This is a genomic window from Nocardia shimofusensis NBRC 100134, from assembly GCF_001613125.1.
In the GTDB taxonomy this organism is placed as follows: Bacteria; Actinomycetota; Actinomycetes; order Mycobacteriales; family Mycobacteriaceae; genus Nocardia; species Nocardia shimofusensis.
The window spans coordinates 1-24,678 of sequence record NZ_BDBT01000027.1 but is presented as its reverse complement, the minus strand read 5'-3'; the positions used below and the strand labels follow the sequence as shown (position 1 = coordinate 24,678).

At 69.6% G+C, this 24,678-nt stretch carries 22 protein-coding genes; 10 read left to right on the top strand and 12 right to left on the bottom strand.

Going from position 1 to position 24,678, the window contains the following annotated elements; translation table 11 throughout:
• Nucleotides 1-36: 36 nt before the first annotated feature.
• The 5 genes from NS3_RS22305 to NS3_RS22285 form a co-directional block, all read right to left on the bottom strand.
• Nucleotides 37-1,860 (bottom strand): flavin-containing monooxygenase, encoded by a 1,824-nt coding sequence (locus tag NS3_RS22305; RefSeq protein WP_067862898.1) that lies wholly within the window; start codon nucleotides 1,858-1,860, stop codon nucleotides 37-39.
• Nucleotides 1,861-1,888: 28 nt separating this feature from the next.
• Entirely contained in the window at nucleotides 1,889-3,256 is a 1,368-nt protein-coding gene (locus NS3_RS22300; RefSeq protein ID WP_067862895.1) for an aromatic ring-hydroxylating oxygenase subunit alpha, read from the bottom strand.
• Nucleotides 3,257-3,286: 30 nt separating this feature from the next.
• Nucleotides 3,287-4,132, bottom strand: coding sequence for an SDR family NAD(P)-dependent oxidoreductase (locus NS3_RS22295; RefSeq protein ID WP_067862894.1), 846 nt, complete (start codon nucleotides 4,130-4,132; stop codon nucleotides 3,287-3,289).
• Between the two features lie 7 nt (nucleotides 4,133-4,139).
• Nucleotides 4,140-5,735, bottom strand: coding sequence for an SMP-30/gluconolactonase/LRE family protein (locus NS3_RS22290; RefSeq protein ID WP_067862893.1), 1,596 nt, complete (start codon nucleotides 5,733-5,735; stop codon nucleotides 4,140-4,142).
• A gap of 374 nt (nucleotides 5,736-6,109) precedes the next feature.
• The gene (locus NS3_RS22285; protein WP_067862890.1) at nucleotides 6,110-6,916 is read right to left on the bottom strand and encodes a FadR/GntR family transcriptional regulator; all 807 of its coding nucleotides are present in this window, start codon (nucleotides 6,914-6,916) and stop codon (nucleotides 6,110-6,112) included.
• A gap of 121 nt (nucleotides 6,917-7,037) precedes the next feature.
• On the opposite strand from NS3_RS22285, the gene NS3_RS22280 reads away from it, so the two are divergent.
• The 5 genes from NS3_RS22280 to NS3_RS22260 are packed head-to-tail and all read left to right on the top strand — an operon-like array spanning nucleotide 7,038 to nucleotide 12,579.
• Nucleotides 7,038-8,207 carry an acyl-CoA dehydrogenase family protein gene (locus NS3_RS22280; RefSeq protein ID WP_067862889.1) on the top strand — a complete coding sequence of 390 codons (1,170 nt, stop codon included), beginning with the start codon at nucleotides 7,038-7,040 and terminating at the stop codon, nucleotides 8,205-8,207.
• A complete protein-coding gene (locus NS3_RS22275) occupies nucleotides 8,204-9,355 on the top strand; it encodes an acyl-CoA dehydrogenase family protein (protein ID WP_444980682.1) in 1,152 nt (383 codons plus the stop codon). Before NS3_RS22280 ends, NS3_RS22275 begins: the two co-directional genes overlap by 4 nt.
• A gap of 5 nt (nucleotides 9,356-9,360) precedes the next feature.
• Nucleotides 9,361-10,134, top strand: a complete 774-nt coding sequence (locus NS3_RS22270; protein ID WP_067863109.1) for an enoyl-CoA hydratase/isomerase family protein — start codon at nucleotides 9,361-9,363, stop codon at nucleotides 10,132-10,134.
• A gap of 37 nt (nucleotides 10,135-10,171) precedes the next feature.
• On the top strand, nucleotides 10,172-11,377 hold the full coding sequence (locus NS3_RS22265) for an acyl-CoA dehydrogenase family protein (protein ID WP_067863106.1): 1,206 nt from the start codon (nucleotides 10,172-10,174) through the stop codon (nucleotides 11,375-11,377).
• A gap of 47 nt (nucleotides 11,378-11,424) precedes the next feature.
• Nucleotides 11,425-12,579: an acyl-CoA dehydrogenase family protein gene (locus tag NS3_RS22260; RefSeq protein WP_245649747.1), complete on the top strand. Its 1,155-nt coding sequence runs from the start codon at nucleotides 11,425-11,427 to the stop codon at nucleotides 12,577-12,579.
• Between the two features lie 13 nt (nucleotides 12,580-12,592).
• On the opposite strand, the gene NS3_RS22255 is transcribed toward NS3_RS22260, so the two are convergent.
• On the bottom strand, nucleotides 12,593-13,009 hold the full coding sequence (locus tag NS3_RS22255) for a DUF4345 domain-containing protein (protein WP_067863100.1): 417 nt from the start codon (nucleotides 13,007-13,009) through the stop codon (nucleotides 12,593-12,595).
• 121 nt (nucleotides 13,010-13,130) lie between these two features.
• Between NS3_RS22255 and NS3_RS22250 the strand changes: the two genes are divergently transcribed.
• Entirely contained in the window at nucleotides 13,131-13,724 is a 594-nt protein-coding gene (locus NS3_RS22250) for a TetR/AcrR family transcriptional regulator (RefSeq protein ID WP_067862887.1), read from the top strand.
• Nucleotides 13,725-13,923: 199 nt separating this feature from the next.
• On the opposite strand, the gene NS3_RS22245 is transcribed toward NS3_RS22250, so the two are convergent.
• The 5 genes from NS3_RS22245 to NS3_RS22225 all read right to left on the bottom strand — a co-directional run bounded on the left by NS3_RS22245 (nucleotide 13,924) and on the right by NS3_RS22225 (nucleotide 20,329).
• The gene (locus NS3_RS22245; RefSeq protein ID WP_067862886.1) at nucleotides 13,924-15,627 is read right to left on the bottom strand and encodes a class I adenylate-forming enzyme family protein; all 1,704 of its coding nucleotides are present in this window, start codon (nucleotides 15,625-15,627) and stop codon (nucleotides 13,924-13,926) included.
• Nucleotides 15,628-15,651: 24 nt separating this feature from the next.
• Nucleotides 15,652-16,851, bottom strand: a complete 1,200-nt coding sequence (locus tag NS3_RS22240) for a MaoC family dehydratase (RefSeq protein ID WP_067862885.1) — start codon at nucleotides 16,849-16,851, stop codon at nucleotides 15,652-15,654.
• 13 nt (nucleotides 16,852-16,864) lie between these two features.
• On the bottom strand, nucleotides 16,865-17,848 hold the full coding sequence (gene acuI / locus NS3_RS22235) for an acrylyl-CoA reductase (NADPH) (protein ID WP_067862883.1): 984 nt from the start codon (nucleotides 17,846-17,848) through the stop codon (nucleotides 16,865-16,867).
• Nucleotides 17,849-18,023: 175 nt separating this feature from the next.
• Nucleotides 18,024-18,839, bottom strand: a complete 816-nt coding sequence (locus NS3_RS22230; protein WP_084495832.1) for an SDR family NAD(P)-dependent oxidoreductase — start codon at nucleotides 18,837-18,839, stop codon at nucleotides 18,024-18,026.
• Nucleotides 18,836-20,329 carry a class I adenylate-forming enzyme family protein gene (locus NS3_RS22225; RefSeq protein WP_067862881.1) on the bottom strand — a complete coding sequence of 498 codons (1,494 nt, stop codon included), beginning with the start codon at nucleotides 20,327-20,329 and terminating at the stop codon, nucleotides 18,836-18,838. Before NS3_RS22225 ends, NS3_RS22230 begins: the two co-directional genes overlap by 4 nt.
• 81 nt (nucleotides 20,330-20,410) lie before the next feature.
• Here NS3_RS22225 and NS3_RS22220 point away from each other — a divergent pair, with 81 nt between their 5' ends.
• Genes NS3_RS22220 through NS3_RS22205 form a run of 4 tightly spaced genes read left to right on the top strand, consistent with a single transcriptional unit; the run spans nucleotide 20,411 to nucleotide 24,106 of the window.
• Nucleotides 20,411-21,706: a CaiB/BaiF CoA transferase family protein gene (locus NS3_RS22220; RefSeq protein WP_084495831.1), complete on the top strand. Its 1,296-nt coding sequence runs from the start codon at nucleotides 20,411-20,413 to the stop codon at nucleotides 21,704-21,706.
• Complete coding sequence (locus tag NS3_RS22215) at nucleotides 21,703-22,974, top strand: acetyl-CoA hydrolase/transferase family protein (RefSeq protein ID WP_067862877.1); 1,272 nt, start codon at nucleotides 21,703-21,705, stop codon at nucleotides 22,972-22,974. The genes NS3_RS22220 and NS3_RS22215 overlap by 4 nt, the downstream gene beginning before the upstream one ends.
• On the top strand, nucleotides 22,974-23,762 hold the full coding sequence (locus NS3_RS22210) for an enoyl-CoA hydratase/isomerase family protein (RefSeq protein ID WP_067862876.1): 789 nt from the start codon (nucleotides 22,974-22,976) through the stop codon (nucleotides 23,760-23,762). Before NS3_RS22215 ends, NS3_RS22210 begins: the two co-directional genes overlap by 1 nt.
• A 32-nt stretch (nucleotides 23,763-23,794) precedes the next feature.
• Nucleotides 23,795-24,106: a 2Fe-2S iron-sulfur cluster-binding protein gene (locus tag NS3_RS22205; RefSeq protein ID WP_067862874.1), complete on the top strand. Its 312-nt coding sequence runs from the start codon at nucleotides 23,795-23,797 to the stop codon at nucleotides 24,104-24,106.
• 142 nt (nucleotides 24,107-24,248) lie between these two features.
• Here the strand turns inward: NS3_RS22205 and NS3_RS22200 are convergent.
• Nucleotides 24,249-24,678, bottom strand: a 430-nt coding sequence (locus NS3_RS22200) for a YybH family protein (RefSeq protein WP_218018276.1), incomplete at its 5' end; no start/stop codon positions are given.

The window sequence follows — 24,678 nt, the reverse complement described above, 5'->3', positions numbered from 1 at the left end:
ATGAGCGCACTCGCGATTCCGGCCGCTCCCGGCCGCTCACGAGCCCAGCTCCAGTCCCGACAGTTCGCCGGTGTCGCGCCAGGCCTGCAACAGATCCTCGAAGGCGTAGAAGCCGGGCCAGTACGGCTCGCCCAGGTGCGAGCGGATCTTCTGCTCGCCCTCGTTGTTGTAGTAGCCGGGGGTGCACTCGCGCTGGAATGCGGTGTTGTCGACCGCCGTCTCGCGCACGGTCGTGCACCACTGCTCGACGGCTTCGGCGGTGGGCTCGACCACGGTGGCGCCGGTTTCGGCCGCGCGCGCGAGGACGTAGGCGATGTGGCGGGCCTGCTGATCGAACATGTCGGTGGTGCTGGCCGTGACACCGCCCTGCAGGAACCCGGTGAAGAAGGCGTTCGGGAAGCCGTGCGTGGTCATGCCGTGCAAGGTGCGATAACCCTGCGCCCAGTGGTCGTAGAGCGAGCGCCCGTCGCGGCCGGCGAACGGTGCGATGCCCAGGCGGCGGTCCAGATCGGTGGTGATCTCGAAGCCGCTGGCGAAGATGATGCAGTCGACCTCGTGCTCGACCCCGTCGGCGACGATGCCCTTGGCGGTGATGCGTTCCACGCCTTTGGTTTTCGAGACGTCGACCAGGGTCACATTGTCGCGGTTGAACGTCGGCAGGTAGTCGTCGTTGAAGCACGGCCGCTTGCACAGGAATCGGTACCAGGGCTTGAGCGCGGCGGCGGTCGCGGGATCTTTCACGATCGCGTCGACGCGCTGCCGCACGCGCTCCATCGCCTTGTAGTCCTCGATCTCACGCAGTTCCATGAACTTCTCCGGCGTGAGCGTCGCCCAGCCGCCGGTGGCGCTCAGATGCGCTTCCAGATTGCGGCTGACCTCGGTCCAGCCGTCGCAGATCAGATCCTCCTGGCCGGGCGCGAACGCCTCGAACGCGGCGGTGTGGAAGTTGCGCTTGCGTTCCCGCGTCCAGCCGGGTTGCCGTGTGGCGGCCCATTCCGGATCGGTGGGCACGTCGCCGCGTTCGTAGACATACGACGGTGTGCGCTGGAAGACGTAGAGGTGTTCGGCCGAGCGCGCGATGTGCGGGATGATCTGGATGCCGCTGGCGCCGGTGCCGATCACCGCGACCTTTTTGCCCGCCAGCCCGTCCAGGTCGCCCTTCATACTGCCGCCGGTGTAGTGGTAATCCCAGCGCGCACTGTGGAAGGTGTGACCCTCGAACTCGGTGATGCCGGGGATGCCGGGCAGCTTGGGCTTGTTGAACGGGCCCTGGGCCATGATGACGCACCTGGCGCGGATGTCGTCGCCGCGGTTGGTGCCGATCCGCCAGCGCTTGCCGTCCTCGTCCCAGGTCAAGGCGTTGACCAGGGTGGAGAAGACGGCGCGTTCGTAGAGGTTGTAGTGCTTGCCGATGCGCTGGGCGTGCTCGAAGCACTCGTCGCCGCGGGCGTATTTCTCCTTCGGCATATAGCCGGTTTCCTCGAGCAGCGGCAGATAGGCGTAGCTGTCGGTGTCGCACTGGATGCCGGGGTAGCGGTTCCAGTACCAGGCGCCGCCGAAATCGCCCGCCAGCTCGATGATCCGGAAATCGGTGACGCCCGCCTCCTCGAGCCGGGCGCCGGCGAGCAGGCCGGCCCAGCCGCCGCCGAGCACCGCCACCTCGATCTCGTCGGTGATCGCCTCGCGCGGCACCACCGTCGTGTACGGGTCGCCCTCGTAGAAATCGGTGAAGCCGTCGTCGGTCGCCAGGTACTGCCCTTGGCCCTCCTCGCGCAGGCGGACATCGCGCTCGGCGAGGTATTTCGCGCGCAGCGCGGGCAGGTCGATCTCGGGTGTCTGTGTGGGGGCGCAGTCGGTCATCAGGTGGTCCTTGCTCGAAAACGAGAGTTCAGGGGAGATCGGTGGGCTCGCCGGTGCCCATGTAGCGCGCGAGGTTGTGGTGCAGGTTGACCACGCTGCGCTCCCGATAGGGATTGGGCTTCGCGCCGGAGAAGCCGCGTGACTTCATGCCCTGCTGCACGGCGGCCATATTGTCGAAGTCCTGCGGCAGCACCGTGCGCCAGCCGGGGTCGCCGACCGGGGTGTGGATCCACTCGGTCTCCGGCTCCTGGCCTTCGGGGAACAGTTCGAAGACGGCGGCCTCGAAGATGCACTTGTCCGGATCGGCGCCCAGCGGCCGGAACCGGTAGCAGAGCATGTTGTTCACGGCGTGACCGATCTGGACGTTCGGGAAGATCTGCCAGGCGGTGCCGCTCTCGGCGACGATCTCCGGATCCACCTTCGGCCACGCGACCCCGCGCGCCTGATCCTCGGCGCGGGCGGTGTCGAGCCAGTAGCGCAGCACCTGGTCGCTCGGTGTGCCCTCGGGCAGTTCGTCGACCAGGCGGTTGGCGACGTCGACCAGCGTGCGGGTGGTGTTGGTGTTGGCGTTCTCCCAGGTGAAGTTCTGCAGGGTGGCGGTGGAGACGCGGGCGTCCGCGCCGCCGCCGACGCGCAGCTTGGCCTGGTTCTCCTCCATGCCCTTGGGCGCGTCGTAGCCGATGTTGCTGTGCTTGCCCTGCGTGCGTGCCCAGCCGAGGAAGCTGCCGAAATTGGCGAACTCCGGGTGGGTGTAGGGCACGTGGTAGGTCTCCATGAACGCTTCGAAGGCGACCTTCCAGTTGCAGTCGAACTCCACCCAGCGCCGCCACCGATAGCGCATCTTCTCCAGCTCGAAGTGCTCGAGCAGGGTGGCGGCGGGCTCCAGGTAGTCGCGCAGCGGCTCGGCCGCGGGGTCGAGGTTGATCCAGATCCAGCCGCCCCAGGTATCGACGCGCACCGGGGCGAGCCCGTCGTTGCGCTCGGTGAGCTTGCAGTTCCAGTCCTCGCGCTCGGGCACGAAGGTGTTGTTGCCCTCGATGTCGTAGCGCCAGCCGTGGAACCCGCACACGAACTGTTTGCGGCTGCCGCGCGCGTCGTGCTCGCCGGGCGCGATGTCGACCAGCCTGCGGCCGCGGTGGGCGCAGACGTTGTAGTAGGCGCGCAGCGTGTTCTCGGCGGTGCGCGCCACGATGATCGACTCGTCCATGATCTCGTAGGTGAGGAAGTCGCCGACCCGGGGGATCTCCTCGACTCGACCGACCTGCTGCCACACCTTCGACCACAGCTTCTCGGCCTCGGCGCGCGCGTATTCGGGACTGATGTAGGCCTCGACGCCGATCTGCTTCGGCGTCGACAGCGGTGCGGTCTCGGTGCTGTGATCGGCGGTCTCGGTCATGACTGGCATCTCTCCTGGAAAGCGGTGGTGTCAGGCGGTGATGGCGGCGCGGAAGTTCTCGTCTTTCAAGAACAGCGAGGTGTTGTCGGCGGCCAGGTGGCTCCACTTGAGGTTCAGACCGCCGTCGACCAGCAGGGTCTGGCCGGTCACGTAGCTCGCCAGATCCGAGAGCAGGAACAGGATCGGGCCCGCCTGCTCGTCGGGGCGTCCGCGCCTGCCCATGGCGATGGCGGTGCGGTCGCGTTCGGGGTCGGCGTCGACGTAGGCGCCCGAGGCCGGGGTCTCGGTGACGCCGGGGGCGACCGCGTTGACCCGGATTCCGGCCGGAGCGAGCTCGACGGCGAGGCTTCGGGTCGCCGCGACGATCGCGGCCTTGGCGGTGCCGTAGGCGATGTGGAACGGGGCGGTGTTCATTCCGCTGATCGACGAGAGCGACACGATGGAGCCGGGCCGGCCTGCCTCCTGCAGTTCGCCCGCCACGGCCTGGCTGAGGAAGAACATCGTCTCGAGATTGCGGGCGAACAGTTCTCGCCAGTCCGCGCGGGTGACCCGGGTGGCGCGCATCCAGGTCGACGGTGCGGCACCGCCGGCGACATTGACCAGCCCGTAGAGCTCACCGGGCGCGTTCTTCGCCTGCTCCAGGATCGTGGCGATGCCCTCGTCGGTGCTCGCGTCGGCCGACAGCGGGATCACCGGCAGCCCTTCCGCGGCGAGGGGTTCGACGTGGGTGGCGAGATTCTCCTTCGACCGGCTCACCGCGACGACCGTGGCGCCCGCCCGCGCGGCGAGCCGGGTGATCGCGGTGCCGATGCCGCCGCCGCCCGCGCCCGCCACGATGACCACCCGACCGGCCAGGCCGAAGTCGTAGTCGCTCATGCCGGGCTCACCCCTCGATCCGGACCGCGAGCACACTGCCCTCGGCGTCGGCGGAGACATACACGGTGCCGTCGGGCCCGGCGGCGATCCCCGCGAACGGACCCATCGGGCCGGAGAACGGCGGCGTGCCGCGCAGCGGTTTGGCGACCACGCCTTCCGGCACGCCCACCGGCAGCTCGGAGGCCAGGGTCTGGCGCGCTTTGGTGACCAGGTCGACGGAGAGGAGGGACTTCAGCTCGGAATCCACGATGAGCAGCTGGTTGCCGCGCACCAGGATTCCGTGCGGCGTCTCGAGTCCGTCCACCACGGTGTCGACCCCGCCCGCGCCGACGGAGACGATCCGCCCCGCGCCGGTCTCGGAGATCAGGACCTGCCCGTCGGGGCCGAACGCGACACCGGTCGGACTGTGCAGACCCGACGCCAGCACCTCGGTCCGCCCGCCCCGGATCGACAGCACCCGGCCCGGACCGAGCTCGACCGCCACGATCGAGCGGTCCGCGGCAGCGGCGATGCCGTAGAGCTGGTCGAAACCCTGCGCCACGATCTCGGTGTCGGGTTCCTCGCCGTGACGGTAGTAGGCGATAGTGCCGTCGGAGGTCGCGACGAGGAATTCGTTCGCCCCGACCGCGGTGACGCCGCGCACGTAACCCGGGGTGTTGAGACTGAACAGCGAGGCGAGCACCTGGAGCTCGCCGTCGCGCAGCGCGTAGAAGAAGGTGCCGTCGGCGACGTAGAGCGTGCCGTCCGGGCCGACGGTCAAGTCCAGCGGCCACATCAGCCCGCCCTCCAGCACCGCCTTCGTCTCGCCGCCGCCGAGGATTTCGGTGATCGCGCCGTCGAAGCTGGAGACGAAGAGCCTGCCGTCGACGAACGTGCAGTTGTCCAGGCCGGGATCGAGCTGGGCGAGGATCTGCTTGTCGCCGGTGCGCGGGTCGATGCGCAGCACCTGACCGGACGCCACCTGGGTCGAGACGATGAACCCGTCCCTGTCGAACTTCACCGAGTCCGGCACGCCGAGATCACCGGCCACGCGCTCGGGTTCGCCGCCGTTCGGGTCGATGCGCCAGATGTCGTTGGTGCCCATGACCGGGTAGTAGAGAAGCCCGTCCGGGCCGACCTCCATGGCGTTGGGCATGGGCAGGTTGTCCTGCAGCACCTTCGGCGCGCTGCCGTCGAGCGGCAGCTCCATGAGGCGTCCGCCGATCCGGCATTCGTTCACGAACAGCCGGCCGTGGTGGACCGTGATGCCGTTCGCGCCGGGCAGGTCGTCACGAAGCACGCGGCTGCGGCCGTCGGTGCCGCGCACGCTGACCCGTGCGTCCATGTACTCGGTGGCGATGAGATTGCCCGCCGGATCGAAAGCGATGTCGTCGGGCGCGATGATGTCCCCGCCCTTGGCGCTGATGGTCTCGAGGTCGCCGGTGGTCACGTCGAGCGCGCTGATCTGGCTGCCCGCGACCTGGGCCACGTAGATGCGATTGTCGGGGCCGGTGCGTAGACCGTTGGCTCCGAACAGTCGGCTCGGTGGCGTGAGCCGCTCGATGCTCACGCCCTCGGCGAGGGTGATGGATGCGGTGCTGTAGTAGCGCGCCCCTCCGGTCACGGTGGGCCTCCCAATGCGATCGGCAGAGTGTGTCGCCGGTCACGCTACGTCAATCCTCGCAAGGATAGCAATACTTGAAAAATTGACGCGCGTGATGGGTGCGCGGCATCGCCGCCGAAGCATGGGGGAGTGGACGGTCAAGTGCCGCAACGGTGTCCGGACCGCCCGTGGTTCGGGCGCCCGGCGTCGTCCGGCCTGTCGCTCCACCTCTCAGCTGGTGGCGGTAAGCCGTATTGCAATTTCGAGAATGACATTACCGCATGGCGGCATGTGGTTCGCGCGGTTCGGCCCCGGAGGGTGTCAGGGGGACGCGACGGGCGGTGAGTGACTCGGCGCCGGGAGGCTCGGTCGCGGATGAGGCCGTGACGGGTGGCTCAGCGCCGGGTGTGTGAGGTGCTCTGGATCGCCGGGCGTGCGCCCCCGGAAGAGGCGTTGACGACGCCGTCGTCGAAACGGTCGAGCACGAGTTGCTGGGTGGCGGCCAGGTGGACGCGATACAGGCGCTCGGCCTCCTCGGCCTTGCCCGCCTCGATCTCGCGCACGATCCGCCGATGGGTGCGCACGGCCTCGCTCGCCTCGTCGCGCGAGGGGTATTCCCCGCGCCGCGTGAGCGCCTCCGCCCACGCCTCTTCCTGCCCCGACCACAGCGCGACCAGCGTGCTCACCACGTAGCGCACGGTTTGATTCGGCGTGAAAGAGACGATGAGGTCGTGGAATTCGCGGGCGGCGTGGGTGAACGCGACGCCGTCGTCGAGCAGTTCGGCCGAGCGGTCGATGCTTTCGACGAGGGCGGGGATCACGGCCTCGGCGCGATCGTCACGGCGGGCGCACTCGGCCGCGCACGTCGGCTCGAGCATGCGCAGGCCCGCGGCGAGATCGCCGAGGGTCACGCGGGCGCCCTGCAGCGCCAGGCCCAGGTGGTAGGCCGCGGAGGACTCGTCGGGTCGATGCACTTCGGCGCCGCCGACATTGCCGCGCCGGACCGTCACCAGGCCCTCGGTCTCCAGAATGCGCAGGGCCTCCCGGATCGAGGGATAGCTCACCCCGAAGTCCTGGACCAGCTGGTCCTGGGTGGGCAGCCGGTAGGTGTCGTCGCCGGCCAGGATGCGGGCGCGCAGTTCGGCGGCCACGGTTTCGGCGATGCGGCGCTGCGGCACCCGGCCGCGGCGAGCGCTCGTCACGCCTGCCGCCTGTCGTCGGTCTTCACACGCGCCGCCTCTCGGTCATGGCGGCAGTCTAGTCACCGGCCAATGACCATACAAACATTGTTATCCTTGTGAGGATTGAAGTAATGTGCGCCACATGGACTTCACGATGGGCGACGCTGCCGCGGAGTTACGCGGGGAATTGCGGCGGCTGATCTCGGCGGAAGTCCCCGCCGACTTCCTGGGTGCGTTCACCGACGACCCGGCGGATCTGGCCGTGGCGCAACACTTCTGCCAGACCCTGGCCGAACGCGGTCTGCTGTGCGCGGCTTGGCCTCCGCAGTTCGGCGGGCGCGGTTCCTCGGTATGGGAGCAGACCGTGGTCCGCGAGGAGATGTGGGCCCACCACGAGCCGCGCGGCGCGCAGTACATGGGCGTGAACTGGGTCGGCCCGACCATCATGCGCCACGGCACCGCCGAACAGCAGCGCCTGCATCTGCCGCTGATCGCGCGCGGCGAGGTGATCTGGTGTCAGGGTTTCAGCGAACCGGATTCCGGCTCCGACCTGGCCTCCCTGCGCACCGCAGCGCGCCGTGACGGCGACGGGTGGCGCATCACCGGCCAGAAGATCTGGACCTCCTACGCCACCATGGCGCAATGGTGCTTCCTGCTCGCCCGCACCTCCAGCGAGGGCCGGAAACAGCAGGGGCTCACGGTCTTTCTGCTCCCCATGTCCGCGCCGGGGATCGTGGTCCGCCCGATCCGGTCGATGCTCGGGCCGCACCACCTCAACGAAGTGTTCTTCGACGGAGTGCGCGTCACCGAGGCCGATGTGCTCGGCACAGTCGACGACGGCTGGTCGGTGGTGCAGGAGGTGCTGGCCTTCGAACGGGTCGGCATCGCGCGCTACGCCCGCTGCGAGCGGCTGTTGCAGGCAGTGCCGGAGATGCTCGGAGAGCGCTGGGCGACAATGCCCGCGCAATTGCGCGGCCGCTGGGCGCGAATGCTGACCCGTGCGCGCCGGGCCCGGCTGCTCGCCTACCAGGTGCTGGCTGCCCAGCGCGCCGGTCGCGTCGCTCCCGGCGATGTCGCCGCCTACCGGATCGCCGTGACACGACTGGATCAGGAGAGCGCGAGCTTGCTCACCGAGCTCGCCGGGCAGGTGTCCACCGACGACGACGGGCATCGGGTGTTCCGCCGTGCGGTCGAGGACCACTGGCGTTATGCCAATGCCGCGACCGTGGCCTCCGGCAGCATCGAGATGCAGCAGATCCTGCTGGCGCGCGCACTGCTCGGCGGCACACGACGAACGGGGGATGCGGCATGAGTACCGCGGCCGTGCCGACGGAAGGTGGAGCCGGTTCGGGGACGACGGAGCCGGACGTCATGGGTATCGAACTCGCGGCGGAGGCCACCGAATTCGGGTCTCAGGCAGTGCGCGCGCTGGGCGCCGCCGGTGGCGACGAACTCGTCCGCGCGGCCGAACTGGACCCGTACTGCCGCCACGAACTGGTGTCACCGGTGCTGCACCGGATCGGGGCGTGGGATCTGGCGCCGCGCCACGATCCGCTCGAACTGGAGGCGGCGGCCGCGCTGTGCCGGGCCTGCGGGTATTGGGCGACGCCCTACCCCGTGGCCGAGCGGTTGGCCCGGCCCGTGGACCCGGTCGGGGCCGTGCCGACCGGGTCCGCGCTCTCCGGCTCCGGTGCGGACGGGTTGATCGTGGTGTCCGGGCCGGAACCCGCCGCGGCGCTGGCCGGCCTCGATCTGCGCTTCGTCGCGGTGACGCCGAACGGTGGGCGCGGGCTGGTGCGCGTGCGGGATTCGGCTCGTCGTGAAGTGCTCGCTTCGGGCCGGACCGGGGCGTTCGCCCTGCGGGTCGAGTTCGAGAGCCTCGGCGGTGCGGACGGCCGTTCGAACGGCTCGCCTCACTCGGTCCCGGTCGGACAGACCGGCGGGGTCGGCACCGCGGATGGTGCCACCCGAGACGCTTCGCCCGATGCCGACCTCGCGCTCGTGCTCACGCTCCAGTGCTGGACCCTGCTGGGCATGCTCGATCGCGCGGTGGAACTCGCCAAGGACCACGTGCTGGTGCGTGAGCAGTTCGGCAAGCCGCTGGCCGAATTCCAGGCGGTGCAGTTCCAGTTGACCGACGCCGAGGTGGAGCGCAAGGGCGTGGAAATGCTGGCGCGCTACGCGATCTGGAGCATCCAGTCGGGGAGGTCCGATGCCGTGGCCGACGCGCTGGCACTGCGACTGGCGGCGCTCGAAGCGGCCGACATCGTCTTCCGGGTGGCCCACCAACTGCACGGCGCGCTCGGGTTCTGCGACGAGAGCCCGCTGTCGTGGCTGTCCCGACACAGCCTGCCGCTGCGCCGGCTCCCGGTCGGAAGCAGTGGCACCGAGGAGTGGCTCACCCGCCGGATCGGCACGCGCGGCCTGACCGGCCTGTTCTCGGAACCGGGGGAGCGATGAAAGAGCTGGAATACGATCTGCCGCCGGGGTTGACCGTCACCGCCGACGGCCCGGTCCGCACGGTGCTCATCGATCGCCCCGCGGAACTCAACGCGGTGAACGCCGATCTGCACCGCGCCTTGGCCGAAGTGTGGCGGTATCTGGCCGCCGACACCGGAGCGAAAGTGGTTGTCCTGACCGGTGCGGGCCGGGCATTCAGCGCCGGGGGCGACCTGGACTGGATCACCTCGTTCCTGGACGATCCGGTGGCGCGCGACGAGAGCATCCGGGAGGGCGCGCAGATCATCGAGGAGATCCTGCGCTTCCCGCTGCCGGTGATCGCGGCGGTCAACGGCGCCGCGATGGGACTGGGCGCGAGCATCGCGGTGCTCTGCGACATCGTGTTGATGTCCGAGCGCGCGTACCTGGCCGACCCGCATGTGGCGGTCGGGCTGGTCGCCGGAGACGGCGGCGCGGCGTTCTGGCCGCTGCTCACCCCGATCCTGCGTACCCGTGAATTCCTCTACACCGGTGACCGCATCGACGCCGCCACCGCGGTGCAGGTGGGGCTGGCCAGCCGGGTGGTCGCCGCGGAAGAGTTGCTGATCGAGGCGGTGGCACTCGCGCACCGGCTCGCCGCGCAGCCCGCCGAGGCGCTGCGCGGCACGAAAAGGGTGGTGAACATGTATCTTTCGCAAGCTCTGGCGGGGCCCATGCAAGCCGGTTTCGCCGCCGAGGTGGTGTCGATGGGCACCGACGAGCATCGTGACCGTCTGCTGGCTTTGCGGCGGCGCTCGTGACGGCGCCCGTGTCGGCCGCACCGACTCCGGTGACAGCGTGACCGCCGGCCGCGCCGCCGGGGAACTGCACGATTTCCGCGAGCAGGTGCGCCGCTGGTGCCGCGAGAACATCCCCGCCGACTGGCGCGTCACCCAGACCGACGCCTCCGACGCCGAATTCGTGCGCTTTCAGCGGGACTGGTTCCAGCGGCTGCGCGCCGCGGGCTTCGCGGTGCCGCACTGGCCCGCCGCATGGGGCGGCGGGATGCCCCTCGACCGGCAGATCGTCCTCTACCAGGAACTCGCCGCACACGACGCGCCCCGCCTCGTCCTGGCCTTCGTCGGCGTCCATCACGCGGCCGCCACCCTGCTCGCCGCGGGCACCGAGGACCAGCGCCGCAAGCACCTGCCCGCGATCCTCGACGGCGAGATCTGGGCGCAGGGCTTCTCCGAGCCCGGCGCGGGCTCGGATCTCGCCTCGCTGCGCACCGCGGCCCGCTTCGACGGTGACGACTGGGTCGTCACCGGGCAGAAGGTGTGGGTCAGCGGCGCGCACTACGCCGACTGGTGCCTGCTGCTCGCCCGCACCGACCCGAATGCCCCGCCCCGGCGCGGCATCTCCTACTTCCTGCTCGACATGCGCAGCCCCGGCCTCGAGGTCCGCCCGATCCGGCAGGCCACCGGCGAATCCCACTTCTGCGAAATCTTTCTCGACGAGGTGCGTATCCCCGCCGCGAACCTGATCGGCGCCCCGAACGCGGGCTGGCAGGTGGCCCAGCAGACCCTCGGCGCCGAACGCGGCCTCACCATGCTCGAGCTCGCCGAACGCCTCGGCAACGCCGGCTTCCGCCGGCTGGTCGAACTCGCCTCCCGGCAGAGTCCGGCCGGACGCGCGCTCGACGACCCCGTGGTCGCTGACCGGCTCGCCCGGCTCGACATCGAGATCACCGGCCTGCGAGCCCTCTGCCGCGACCTGGTCGAACGCCACGAGGCAGGCGCGGTAGGCCCCGCCGACGCCTCGATCGTCAAGCTCTTCTACAGCGAATTGCTGCAACGCACGACCGACTTCGGCGCCGAACTCGCCGGCCCGGCCGCGCACACCGTCCTGACCAAACCCCGCTCCAGCGGCTGGGAATCCGGGGCATGGGTGCTCGATTTCATCGGCTCCTGGGAGTGGACGATTCCCGGCGGCACCAGCGAGATCCAGCGCACCATCATCGGTGAGCGCGGACTGGGGTTGCCCAGGGAACCGGCGGCGCGGTGATGGGCGGGCACAGTGGTGACCGCAGTGGTGGTGGTGGTGAGCGAGCCGTGATCGGCAACCCCGGCGAGACCGACGGCGAGGCTTTCGGCGAATTCCACGACGAATTGCGTTCCGTGGCGCGCGATCTGCTGGGCACAGCCGGCAACGAGACGGTGCCGTGGTCGGCGATCAGCAGAGCCGGGTGGCCGGGGCTCGAAGCTCCCGAGGAGTTCGACGGCGCGGCGGCGACGATCGCCGAAGTGGCGGTGGTGCTGGACGAGGTGGGCCGTGCCGCAGCGCGGACCCCGCTGCCGGGGGTGCTTGCGCTGACTGTGCCCGCTCTGGCCGCGGTGCGGCGGCATCCGTTGCGCGACAGCATGTTCCGCGAGACGGTGGCGGGCACGGAGGTCCCGGTGCTGGTGCTCGATGCCGATCGTGTGGCCTGGCCGAACGCGGCCGACCCGGGAGTGCGGCTGTCCGACCCCGGGTTCCGGCTCACCTCCGGCCCACTCGGTCATGTGCTGGACGGCAGCGCGAGCTTCGTGCTCGACGCACCCGAAGCCGATCTCCTGCTGGTTCCCGCCAGAGACGACGGCGGACGGATCGTGCTCGCCGTACTGGACCCGGACAGCGCTGGGCTGACCGTCGAAGCGATCCCGCTGGTGGACGCCACGCGCTCGATCGGCCGAGTCGCCGCTTCCGGAGCGGCGGTGCGGGCGGTCTGGCAGCCACGCTCCTCCGGGTCGAGAATGCTGCGCATGTTGCGCGCCAGGGCTGCGCTTGCGGTAGCCCGCGATGCGCTCGGCACGAGTGCGGCGGTACTGGACGCCACCGTCGAATACGTCGGTTTGCGTGCGCAATTCGGCAGGCCGGTCGGTTCCTTCCAAGCCGTGAAGCACACGTGCGCCGACATGCTGGTACAGGTCACCGTCGCGCGCCGGCTGGCCGACGCGGCGGTCTCAGCCCTCGCCGGCATCGCCACGGTGGACACCGAGGACTCGGTGTCCACGCTGGCCGCGGCCGAACTGGCGGTGGCCCGGGCGAAGGCCTACGCGACCGAAGTCGCCGTCGAGGTCGCCGGAGCCGGACTCCAACTACACGGCGGCTACGGCTACACCTGGGAGAGCGGCCTGCACGTGCATCTCAAACGGGCGACGCTCAGCCGGACCTTGTTCGGGCTGCCTGCCGCACACCGCAAGTTCATCGCGGCCCGCTACCGGTAGCGGCCGTCTGTCGCTACCGGATCTGTCGAGCAGCGGACGTCACCGATGCCGCTCGGCTCTCCTCGGTGCCTCGGGCCAACCAGAAGTAGACAGGTGGGAGCGCCAGTTCGAGGACGGTCAGGACGATGACGAACCCATGCGGCCATCCGTGCGCGGCTATCGAGACCAGGCGGGCGATGCCGCCCACGAAGAAGATCCCGGCAAGCCATCGGACCGCCTCCCCGGCTATCGGCGACTGCCGCGCCGCCCAGATCCAGGCGAGTCCGTAGCCCGCGAAGATCGCACCGAAAAAGCGGTTCTGGCTGTCATCGGTGGCGGTGAGGGAACCGGTATCCGGGACCGCCGCCGGGCCGACGACGATGTGAGCGATTCCGATGAGAAGGCAGGCGACGCCCATGACCCAGCAGAGCGACCGCAGCGTTTTCTCCATGTGAGCTCCTTGTCCGGCGATCCCCGCGCGCAGCATGATTCGAGCCACTTCAGCTTGGTAGACGTATGTCTACCAAGACCATACGGCGCTTAGTAGACGCGCGTCAACTAAGCTGGGCGGCATGAGCACCCGTCGTCGGCTCGCCCCGGAAGTGCGCCGCAGACTCCTGCTGGACGCCGGGGAGCGCCTGTTCGCCGAACGGGCCTACGATCACGTCCTGATGGAGGATGTGGCGGCGGCAGCCGGAGTCTCCCGGGCACTGCTGTACCGTCACTTTCCCACCAAGCGAGAACTGTTCGCCGAGGTATTCCGGCGAGCGACCGAACAGCTGCTCGGCGCCATCGTCCTGGACCCGGAGCGGCCTCTCGCCGAACAGCTGGCCGCGGGGCTGGACACTCATCTCGGCTATTTCGAGGCCAATGCGCACTCGGTGATCGCGGCCAACCGGCAGCTCGCGGGCGATCCCACCGTCCAGGCGATCATCTGGGGCGAACTGGGCGAGCTGCGTGACCGCATGCTCGACGTCTCCGGCTTCACCGGCCGCCGCCGCGCACTCGCGTCCTCGGTGCTCATCGGCTGGCTGACCTTCGTCCGGGTGCTCACGGTCGACTGGCTGGATCGGCGCTTCTGCACCCGCGACCAGCTTCGCGACGTTTGTATCGCGGCTCTCGTCGGGGCCTTGGCGCCGATCGACGCACACGCCGCGTCCGATTGAAGTCACCGGCACCGTAGCGCGAGGAGTTCTGTTCTCCGACTTCGTTGTCGGAGAACAGAACTCCTCGCGCGCGACGCTCGCCGGAGGCGGGCCCGGCCACGACGTCGTTGTCGTGCCGGAGGCGGCCGGTGACCGTGCCGGTGGCTGTGGGGACTGTGCCCGGTGGCTGTGGGGACTGTCGGGTTGCTGTGAGGATCTGTCAGGTGATGTCCAGTCGTTCGGCGGCGAGCCGGCGGAGGTCGGCGGATTTGATCTTGGCGCTGCCGGTGAGGGCCAGGTCGTCCTCGGTGAAGAACAGCACGTGGCGGGGGACTTTGTAGGCGGCCAACCGCTCGCGGAGGAAGGTGCGCACGGTGTCGGCGTCGAGGTCGGCGCCGGAGTGCGGGATCACGCAGGAGACCACTGCTTCGCCGAGGGTGTCGTGCGGGACGCCGACGGTGCGGCCGACCTTCACGCCGGGGTGGCGGGCGAGTTCTGCGTCGACCTCGAGCGGGGAGACGTTCGCGCCGCCGGTCTTGATGAGGTCGGTGAGGCGGCCTTTCCAGTACAGCCTGCCGGTCTCGTCGAGGTAGCCGCTGTCGCCGGTGGGGAAGTAGCCGTCGGCGTCGAGGGTCTCGTCGAGGGGGATGCCCTCGTAGCCGAGCATGAGGGTCGGGCCTTTGACACAGATCTCGCCCGCCTCGCCGCGGGTGAGCACGGCTCCGGTGAGCGGGTCGGCGATCTTGATCGTATTGCCGGGCAACGGGATACCGCTGCTTCCCGCGTGGACGTCGTCAGGGGTGCAGGCCGGGTAGCAGGTGGAGATGGTGAAGGTCTCGGTGTTGCCGTAGGCGCGGCCGGGCTGGGTCCAGTTGGTGTCCACCGTCGGATGGGCGGCGGCGGGGGTGTCGGCATCGACGAAGCGCAGGGCGCCGAGATCGGCGTCGGCCCAGTGGGGGGCGTCGGCGAGCTGGGCCCACTGGTGCGGCCAGGCCACCGGGAAGGTGACCCGCTCGGATTCGAAGAGCGCGACGGCTTCCGCGGCATCGAAGGTGCGTTGCAGGATCAGGGTGCCGCCGGCGGCCAGCGTCGCGCCGAGGGCCTGGCCGAAATTGCCGGACCAGAAGAAACCGTTGGCAGTCCAGCAGCGCACGGTGTCGTCGGGGCCGAAGCCGAACATCCGGCGGAATCGCCACATCTGCACGGTGACGCCCCGGTGCGCGCTGCGAATGCCCTTGGGCTTGCTCGTGGTTCCCGAGGAGAAGAACAGTACGGCGGTGTCACTGGGCCGCACCGCCGCCGCGCTCGCCTCGATTCCGGCCACCGGCTCGTCGGCTCCACCGGCGAGCAAGTCGTCCCAGCTTTCGATTGCGGTTCCCGCACGCGGCTCACCGACCACCGCGATCCGGCGAAGGAACGGGTAGGTCGTCGATCGCAACGCCCCCGGCTCGACGGTGCCGATCGTGGGTTCGAGCTCGAGCAGTGTTTCGGCGAAATCTGTTCGCGCCACGTGACGTTCGAACAGCAATACCGAGACGCCCGAAATCGTCAGCAGATCGTGGAGTTCGGCGCGGGTGGAGAACGTGCTCAGCGTGACGGCGACGCCCCCGGCCAGCGCGGTGCCGAACACCGCCGACAGCCACTCCGGCCGGTTCGTCATCAGCACCCCGACACGGGAATCCTTGCCCACCCCGGCGGCGCGCAGCGCGCGAGCCACCTCGAGCGAGCGGTCCCACAGGTCCCGATAGGTCCACGAGACCGTGCCGGATTCCTCGTGGGCGAGCAGCGCGGTGCGCTCGCCGAAGGCGTCGGTCACCTCGCGCAGGAAGCCGGGCAGGGTGAGCGCGCCCAGGCCGGGTTCCTCCGCCAGCGGTGGTCCGGAGGCGATCGCCGGCGCCCCGGCGAGATCGGTGGGGGTGGCCATGGTCGATCCTCTTCCTTGCCCGCCTCAGTGCGGCAGTTCGAGTTCGGCGGTGCAGTCGACCAGCACCGTCGAATCCTGGTTGGTCAGTCGCAGGTGGACCTGCACCAGCGGCACGCCCCACGTCGAATCCGGTTCCTTGCCGATGATCTCGGCGTCGAAGTAGGTGACATCGCCTTCGAAGGCCGGGCCGCGGAAGTCGGCCTTGGTGTGGCGCACCATGCCGTCGTTGCCCGCCCAGAAGGCGAGATAGTCGGTGCACCAGGCGCCCATGGTCGCGCCGTAGCCGTAGGCGCGGGCCATGCCGACCTCCCCGGCCTTGCCCGCGTCGATGTGCCCACGGGACGGCCCGACGTAGAGGCCGTCGCGCTTGCGCGGGTCGATGCGCGCGCCTTCCTCGTCGAACTCGAATCCTTCGGTCCAGCCGGGGTCCTGGTTGATCCAGGGATCGTCGAGTCCTTCCGGCGCAGTCCAGTGAAAGGTGCCCCAGATGTTGAACAGGAAGGCGCGGTACTCGGTGGTGAAGGTGGCGATGGAGTGCGGGCCGAGCACCCGGCGCGGCAGCTTGTCGCCGACCTTCACCTCGTCGAAATGCGGTGAGACGCCCAGCCGGTTCGACAGCAGCCACTCGTGGCGCAACTGCTCGATCTCGAGCAGTTCGTCGTTGCTCCAGGTGCGGATCTCGCCGAGCTGGTTGTCGTACATGCCGCGCTTGGTCGCCTCGGCGGCGAGATACCGGATGGCCGTGGATCGCTCGCGGGCCACCAACGCGCCGTGTTGATTGCGGTGGGTGGTGTCGCCGCGGGAGAACATGGTCGGCCCGGCGAACTTCGTCTGCACGACCTTGTAGTCGTGGAAGCGCCGTTCCTGGAACAGCGTGTCGCCGGGCCGGACCGGAGTGCCGTAGAACCACCACTCCTCGCCGCCGAAGATCAGATGGCTGCCCGGGATGTGCCCGACGCAGGCAGGCTGGGCGCCGTGCCCGTAGTCCAGCGCTACCGCGATCGACTGCGGCGCGATCAGACCGCCGTAGCGGGATTCGCGGGCGAACTCCTGATCCCAGTGCAGCGGATTCGGGTAGTCCATCGCCATCACCCAGCGCCGGATGTCGGAGGTGCTGCACGGATCCCACAGCTGGCCGCCGCCCACCGGCTTGCCGACCCGGTGCTCGACATCGCTGAGATCGAGTTCGGGCTCGGGGGTGGGTGTCTTCTTTCTCGTAGCCATGATGCGCTCCTGCTCAGCGATTGACGTCGACGACGATGCGTCCACGCACCGTGCCCTCGATGAACCGGTCCGCCGCCGCGACGGCCTCGGCGAGCGGAATCTCCTCGGCGATGGCCTCGAGCGCGTGCGGATCGAGGTCGCGGGCCAGCCGGTCCCAGGCCGCCAGCCGCCGGGGCACCGGCGCCATGACGCTGTCGATGCCGTAGAGGGTGACGCCGCGCAGGATGAACGGGGCGACGGTGCCGGGCAGGTCCATGCCCTGCGCGAGACCGCACGCCGCGACCGCGCCCCCGTAACGGGTGCGGGCAGCGGCATTGACCAGGGTGTGGCTGCCCGCGGTGTCGACGACGCCGGCGAATTGCTCCTTCTGCAACGGCTTGCCGCGTTCGGCCAGCTCCGCGCGGTCGATGATCGTGCTCGCGCCCAGCTCGCGCAGGTAGTCGCCCTCGGCGGTCTTGCCGGTGGCCGCCGCGACGGTGAATCCGGCGGTCGCGAGCAGTGCGATCGCCACGCTGCCCACGCCGCCGGTCGCGCCGGTCACCAGGATCTCGCCCTGATCGGGGACCAGGCCGTGACCGGTCAGCGCCTCCACACACAGGCTCGCGGTGTAGCCGGCGGTGCCGATGGCCATCGCCTGGCGTTCGGTGAACGCGGACGGCAGTGGGATCAGCCAGTCGCCGTCGACGCGGGCGCGCTGGGACAAGCCGCCCCAATGGGTCTCGCCGACGCCCCAGCCGTTGAGCACCACGTGATCGCCCGCCGACCAGTTCGGGTGCGAGCTCTCGGCGACCACACCGGCGAAGTCGATGCCGGGGACCATCGGGAACTTCCTGACCACCGGTGACTTCCCGGTGATCGCCAGCGCGTCCTTGTAGTTGAGCGTCGAGTAACGCACGTCGACGGTGACATCGCCTTCGGGCAGCGCGCTGTCGTCGAGACCGGTCACCGCGACCTCGAGGCCGGAATCGCTCTTGTCGAGCAGTAGTGCCGAGAACATCGGGGATAGTCCTTCCTCCGGCGGTGCCGGAACCTCAGCTCGGAGCCGGACCACGGTCCGGGGTCTCGCCACGGTCCGCAAGTCAGTGTTCCGTGTTTGAGAATGTAATTCTCCGAAATTGAAATAATGCTTTCATTACTGGTGGGTGCTGTCAACGGGGCGCGGGCCGCCCCGTTCAGCGCGCGGTCCAGCCGCCGTCCACGACGACGGTCTGGCCGGTCACGTAGCGGGCGGCATCCCCGGCGAGCCAGGCGATCGCGCCGACCATGTCCTCGGCGGTGCCCTCGACGGGCAGGGGGATATTGCGGCGCAGGTAGGCGGCGCCGCGCTCGCTGTCGTAGAGATCGTCGGTGATCTCGCTGCGGAAGAAGCCGGGGGCGACGGTGTTCACCCGGATCGAATGCCGGGCCCACTGCACGGCCAGCTCCGTCGTGAGTCCCGAGAGTCCGGCCTTGCTCGCGGCATAGGAGGCCTGCGGAATACCCGGCACGCCGACGCGGCCGCTGATCGAGGAGACGTTCACGATCGACCCGCGTCCGGCGGCAACCATGTGCGGGAACACGGCCTGGGACAACAGGATCGGCGCCATGAGGTTCAGGGCGAGGGTGTTCTGGACGGCTTCCAGCGGCTCGGATTCGGCGCGTTCGGTGGTGAACCGGTTGCCCGCCGCATTGATCAGAATCTCCGGTGGGCCGAGGTGCTCGGCGACTTCCTCGATGCCGGAGGCCGCTTGGCCGGGATCGCCGAGGTCGCGGACCACAGCCAATCCGTCCAGACCTTTCGCCAGTTCTTCGAGGCGGTCGGCGCGGCGGGCGATCAGGGCCACTCGCGCGCCGAGGCCGGCCAGTGCTTCCGCGACGGCCGCGCCCAGGCCGGAGGAGGCGCCGGTGACGACGGCGATCCGGTCGGTCAGGTCGAACAGGCGTAGGGCGTTCGTGCGTCCGCCGCTCGCATCGGGCCTTCGCCGGGCGTCGGCGTGCTCGGCGCTCATCGGCCGCTCTCCCGCTCGGTGACTAGGTCGGGCAGTCGAGCGCGCTCCACCTTGCCCATGGCGTTCGTCGGCAGGGCGTTCACCTCGGCCCAGATCTCCGGCACCTTGTAGCTCGCCAGCTCCCGGCGGCACCATTGCGCCAGTGCGTCGAAATCGACCGTGGGACGGCCGCTCACGACGAGCGCGGCGACCCGCTGGCCGAGCCGGTCGTCGGGAACCGGGCAGACCGCCACCTCGGTCACGTCAGGATGAGTTGCCAGCACTCTTTCCACCTCCAGGGGATAGACGTTCGCGCCACCCCTGATGATGACCATCTTCTTGCGGTCGAGCACCGACAATCGGCCCTGTTCGTCGACGGTGCCGATATCGCCGGTCGCGAAAGGGCCGGGCTCGGGCGGGACGATCGCTCCATCGGACCAGTAGCCGAGGGCCGGTCGCCACAGTCGGGCCCATGGGCCTTCCTGCGCGGCGGCGAGCCGCAGTTCGCCGAGGGCGCCCGGCGGTAGTCGCCTGCCCTCGTCGTCGTAGGCGGCCACGTCGAACTGGGGGAGTACCCGGCCGCTGCCGCCGGGTGACCATTCGTCGCCGGGTGGGTCGATCGCGACGACGGTGGGGGCTTCGGTGAGTCCGTAGGTGGCGCGCGGGACCGATCCGTGCGTGGCGGCGAAGGCTTCGCGCACCGCGTCGGGGGTGTCGCTGCCGCCGCTCCAGACTTCGCGCAGCGAGGTGAGGTCGGCGTCCGGCCGTCGGGCCAGGTCGTACACCTGCGCCGGAGCGCCGTTCCAGACCGTGACGCGATGCTCGGCGATCCACTCGGCCACGCCGTCGACATCGCGGCGGTCCATGATGACGGCGGTTCCGCCTGCCTGGGCGGTGGTCAGGGTGGACAGGATCATCAGGTTCAGGATCGTCAGCGGGAAGCTGTCGCCCTTGCGCAATGCCGTGTCCCAGCCGCGGGTCGCGACGAGCGCGGCGCCGGGGAGGAGCATGTTGCGCTGGCTGTGCACGACGGCCTTCGGATTCCCGGAAGTGCCGCTGGTGAAGGCGATTGCGGCGGGTGCGTCGATGTCGTGTTCCACATCGGGTGCGGGCTCGGCCGTGGCGAGCAGGGCCGCCCAGCGATCGGAGCCGACGCTGCTCGCCGGGTCCGCGCGCCACCGGTGGCCGGCGAGCAGAACGGCGGGCGCGCACAGATCGTGCAGGCGTTGCTGTTCGGCCGGGGCGAGTGCTTCCCCGATCCCGGCCCAGATCGCGCCGATCCGCTGTGCGCCGTGGAAGGCGGCGACGATGGCCAGATCGTTGTGCAGGCAGGCGGCGACCCGGTCGCCCGGCCGCACCCCCAGCGACCACAACGCGCCCGCGGCGCGGTCGGCCTGCTCGTCGAGTTCGGCGTAGGTCCACGTGCCGGAGGCGGCGATCAGCGCGGGGGAATCCGGCCGCGCGCCGCGCAGCACATGGGCGATCGGGCGAATGCCGGTGAATCTGTCCACCGTTCCTAGATAACACTGTCGGCCCTATCCTTGTAAAGATTCATCAGATAGCGTCGCGACTGCTGAGAAATGAGGGACGCGATGAACGACAACGCGCCGACTACGGCAGGACCGCTTTCCGGAATCCGGGTCATCGATCTCACGGCGATGGTCATGGGCCCCTACTGCACGCAGATCATGGCCGACATGGGGGCGGAGGTGATCAAGATCGAGCCTCCCCGCGGCGACGACACCCGCTACATCTCGGTCGGCCCCGAACCGGGGATGAGCGGCGTGTTCGTCAATGTCAACCGGGGTAAGCGCAGCGTGGTACTGGACCTGCGCACCGAGGAAGGCGCCGCCGCGCTCCGCACGCTCGTCGCCGACGCGGACGTGTTCGTGCACTCCATGCGAGCCGCCGCCATCGAGCGCCTCGGCTTCGGTTACGACGCCGTCGCCGCGCTCAATCCATCGATCGTCTACACCAACTGCTACGGCTACGGCCGCACCGGCCCCGACGCCGATCTCCCGGCCTACGACGACACCGTGCAGGCCGAGTGCGGCATCCCGTTCGTGCAGGAGCGGCTCACCGGCTCACCGGGTTTCGCCGGAACCATCATCGCCGACAAGGTCGCCGGGATGACCGCGCTGTACGCGACCACGATGGCGCTGTTCCATCGGGAACGCACCGGCGAAGGTCAGGAGGTCGAAGTCGCCATGTTCGAGACGATGGCCGCGTTCATGCTCGTCGAACACGCCAACGGCGCGCTGTTCGATCCGCCGCTCGGTCCCGCCGGGTATCCGCGCGCGATCACCCCGAACCGCAAGCCCTACCGCACCGCCGACGGCCACCTCGCCGCGCTGGTCTACAACGACAAGCACTGGAACACCTTCGTCGAGGCCCTGCGCCCGCCGTGGGCCGGACCGGAATTCGCCACCCTCGCCCAGCGCGCCGCCCGCATCGACACCGTCTACGCCCACCTCGCCGACACCTTCCTGCAGCGCACCACCGGCGAGTGGCTGGAACTGCTGCGCGCCCTGGAGATCCCGGCTGCGCCGGTGCGCTCGCTGGACGAGCTGTTCGACAACCCGCACCTGAATGCCACCGGGTTCTTCCAGACCGTCGATTCGCCGAACGGGCCGGTGCGGTTCCCCGGCCCGCCGACCTGGTTCTCCCGGACACCGGGCCGGGTGGGCGGACCCGCGCCCCGTCTCGGCGCCGACACCGAGGAGGTGCTGAGCGGGCTGCGCGTGTCCACGCAATCCGGAGCCCGCGCTGGAGACGAAGGCCCACTGCCGTCGAGAAGTGTGCCGGCAGCGGAGAACGAGGCCCCCGCGGCCGACGCCGATGAACGCTCGGGGGCTCGCTCGGCCGGGACGAACGGGCGGACCCGATGACCGCGGCGCTTCCCCTTCCCGATGTCGATCTGCGCGCGATTCTGCGGCCGGGTGATCGCATCGTCGCCGGACAGGCGTGCGGCGAGCCGACGACCCTGATCGAGGCGCTCATCGCGCAGGGCACCGAGATCGACGGTCTGTCGCTGTTCATCGCGACAAGCTTCTCCGGACTGCTGACCCCCTCGGCCGCCGACGCTTTCACACCGGTGAGCATGGGGGCGATCGGATCGCTACGGGCGCTGACCCGCGAGCACCGGCTGCGAGTGGTTCCCTGTCACGTCAGCCGGGTCGGGCCGATGATCGAGGAGGGAATCCTGGGCTGTGACGTCGCCTTCGTCCAGGTCGCTCCGGCAGACCCCGACGGTACCCACAGTCTCGGCCTGATCAGCGACCACGTGCGGGCGGCGATCGCGGCGGCGCGGGTAGTGGTGGCGGAGGTCAACGACCAGGTGCCGCGCACCTGTGGCGAGCGCGTGCACTCCTCGGAGATCGATGTGGCCGTGGCCGTTTCGCGCCCGCCCGTTCAGGTGCCGCCCGCGTCGATCGGACCGCTCGACGAGGCGATCGCCCGCCATGTCGCGGCCTACATCGACGACGGCGCGGTACTGCAGACCGGTGTCGGCGCCGTGCCCGACGCGGTGCTGCGCCTGCTGCACGACCGCGCCGACCTCGGCGTCCACTCCGGCATGATCGGCGACGGCCTGGTCGACCTGGTCGAGGCGGGCGTGATCACCAACGCGCGCAAGCCGATCGACCGAGGCGTCTCGGTCACCGGCGCGCTCATCGGCACCGACCGTCTCTACCGCTTCGCCGAACGCAATCCGCTCGTATCCATGCGCACCACCGCCTACACCCACGCCCCGGCCGTCCTCGCCCGGCTGGACCGCCTCGTGACGATCAACTCCGCCATGGAGGTCGATCTCACCGGCCAGGTGAACGCCGAGCAGAGCGGATCCGCCTACGTCGGCGGCACCGGCGGGCAGGTGGACTTCGTTCGTGCCGGGGCGCGTTCGCCTGGCGGGCACGCGGTCATCGCGCTGCCCGCCACCGCCAAGGGCGGCACGGTCAGCCGGATCACCGCCGCGCTGTCGGGCCCGGTGACCACCGCTCGCAGCGACGTCGACGTGATCGTCACCGAATACGGCGCCGCCGAACTCGCCGGCCGCAGTCTGGCCGAACGGGCGCGCCGCCTGGTCGCCATCGCCCACCCGGACTTCCGCGAGGAACTGGAGCGCGCAGCAGACATGATCGAGAAGAGGGGATTCTGATGAGCTACCACGCGGCGCAGTCGGACGGGGACGCAGTGCTTTTCGACGCGCGCTCGGACGCCATCGCAGTCATCACCTTGAATCGGCCGCAACGGCGCAACTGCCTGGACAAGGAGGTGCGTGCGGGGCTGTTCGCCGCCTGGGAACGATTCGAGCGCGACCCCGCCCTGCGCGTCGCGGTCCTGACGGGCGCGGGCAAGGCGTTCTGCGCGGGCGGCGATTTGCAGGAGATGGTCGGCACCGGGATGACGGTCCCGCCGCGGGACATGTTCCCCCTGCCGTACGATACCGTCGAACTCACCAAGCCGACCATCGCCGCGGTGAATGGCGCGGCATTCGCCGGTGGCTGGATGATCGCCCAGGCTTGCGACCTGTGCGTCGCCTCCACCACCGCGACATTCGCCGTCACCGAGGTGAAGGTCGGCCGCAGTTCCCCGTGGGCCGCACCGCTGATCCACATGATCCCGCAGCGCGTCATGATGGAGATCCTGCTCACCGGCGACCCCATCGACGCACAACGCGCCTACGAGATAGGTCTGGTGAACCGTCTCGCCGAACCGGAGCAGCTGCTGTCGACAGCGCTGGAGCTGGCGGGCAGAATCATTGCCGGCGCGCCACTTTCGGTAGCGGCGGCACGTCAGACCGTCATGCTCGCCACCGAGATGGGGCGCTCGGCGGCGCTGCAAGCGGCCCGCCACGCCTCGACCCACTGCTACGAGAGCGACGACGCCCAGGAAGGCCCACGTGCCTTCGCCGCCAAACGCGCCCCACGCTGGACCGGCCGCTGACGGCCACGACTGCCCTTTTCGAGGAGAGCGACATGACCGAATCCGCAGTGCGCCCGGAACCGATGACCGAGACCGCCTCGGTCACGATCTCCCTCGACGGCAGGACCGTCACCGCCGATATCCGGCCCGACGAGACCGTCCTCGAGGCCGCCCGCCGTGCCGGACTCGTCCCGCCGTCGTCGTGCGAAGCGGGTAACTGTGGCACCTGCATGGCGCTGCTGACCGGCGGTCGGGTCCACATGCGAGTCAACGACGCGCTCACCGACGAGGATCTGGCCGACGGGTACGTACTCACCTGCCAGTCGCTGGCGTGCACCCCCGAGGTCGGCATCGAATACGAGTGAGGGCGCGCGACCGCCGATTGTCGCGAACTGGCAAGAGGCCGACAACAGCGCTATGACACGGTGAGTCGGACCGGCACGCCTGGCACATCTGGGACGCTACGTACGTCTTCCTCTCGGACGGCCCCCAGGGCCCATAGGTCGACTATCTGGTGCTCACGGGTGTGTTCTGCCCCGTGCGGATCCGCCATTCGTCGCCGCGGGACTCAGCGGTCAGGATGATCAGGCCGTGCATCGGATCGTCAGCCGGGTCGACGCCGTCTCGGGTGCGCTGCCGAGCCACCACCTGCACAATCGTGGGGGCCAGCTCGATCGACGCCTCGTGCTCGTACCGGACGCCGACCTCGTGAAGGGGGCCGCCCGGAGCGAACACGAACCGCTGTTTGGCGAGTAGTTCATCCCGGCCGGTCACCAGACCGCCGCTGAAGTTGACGAAGGTGCTGTCCTCCCAGAACAGCGCGTTCATGGCGTCGGCATCGTTGGCGTTGAACGCGCTTTCATACCGCCACAACAAGTTCAACGCCGCATCGTCGGTCATCGGCTTCCCTTTCACTGGTTCATCGCAACATGACGAA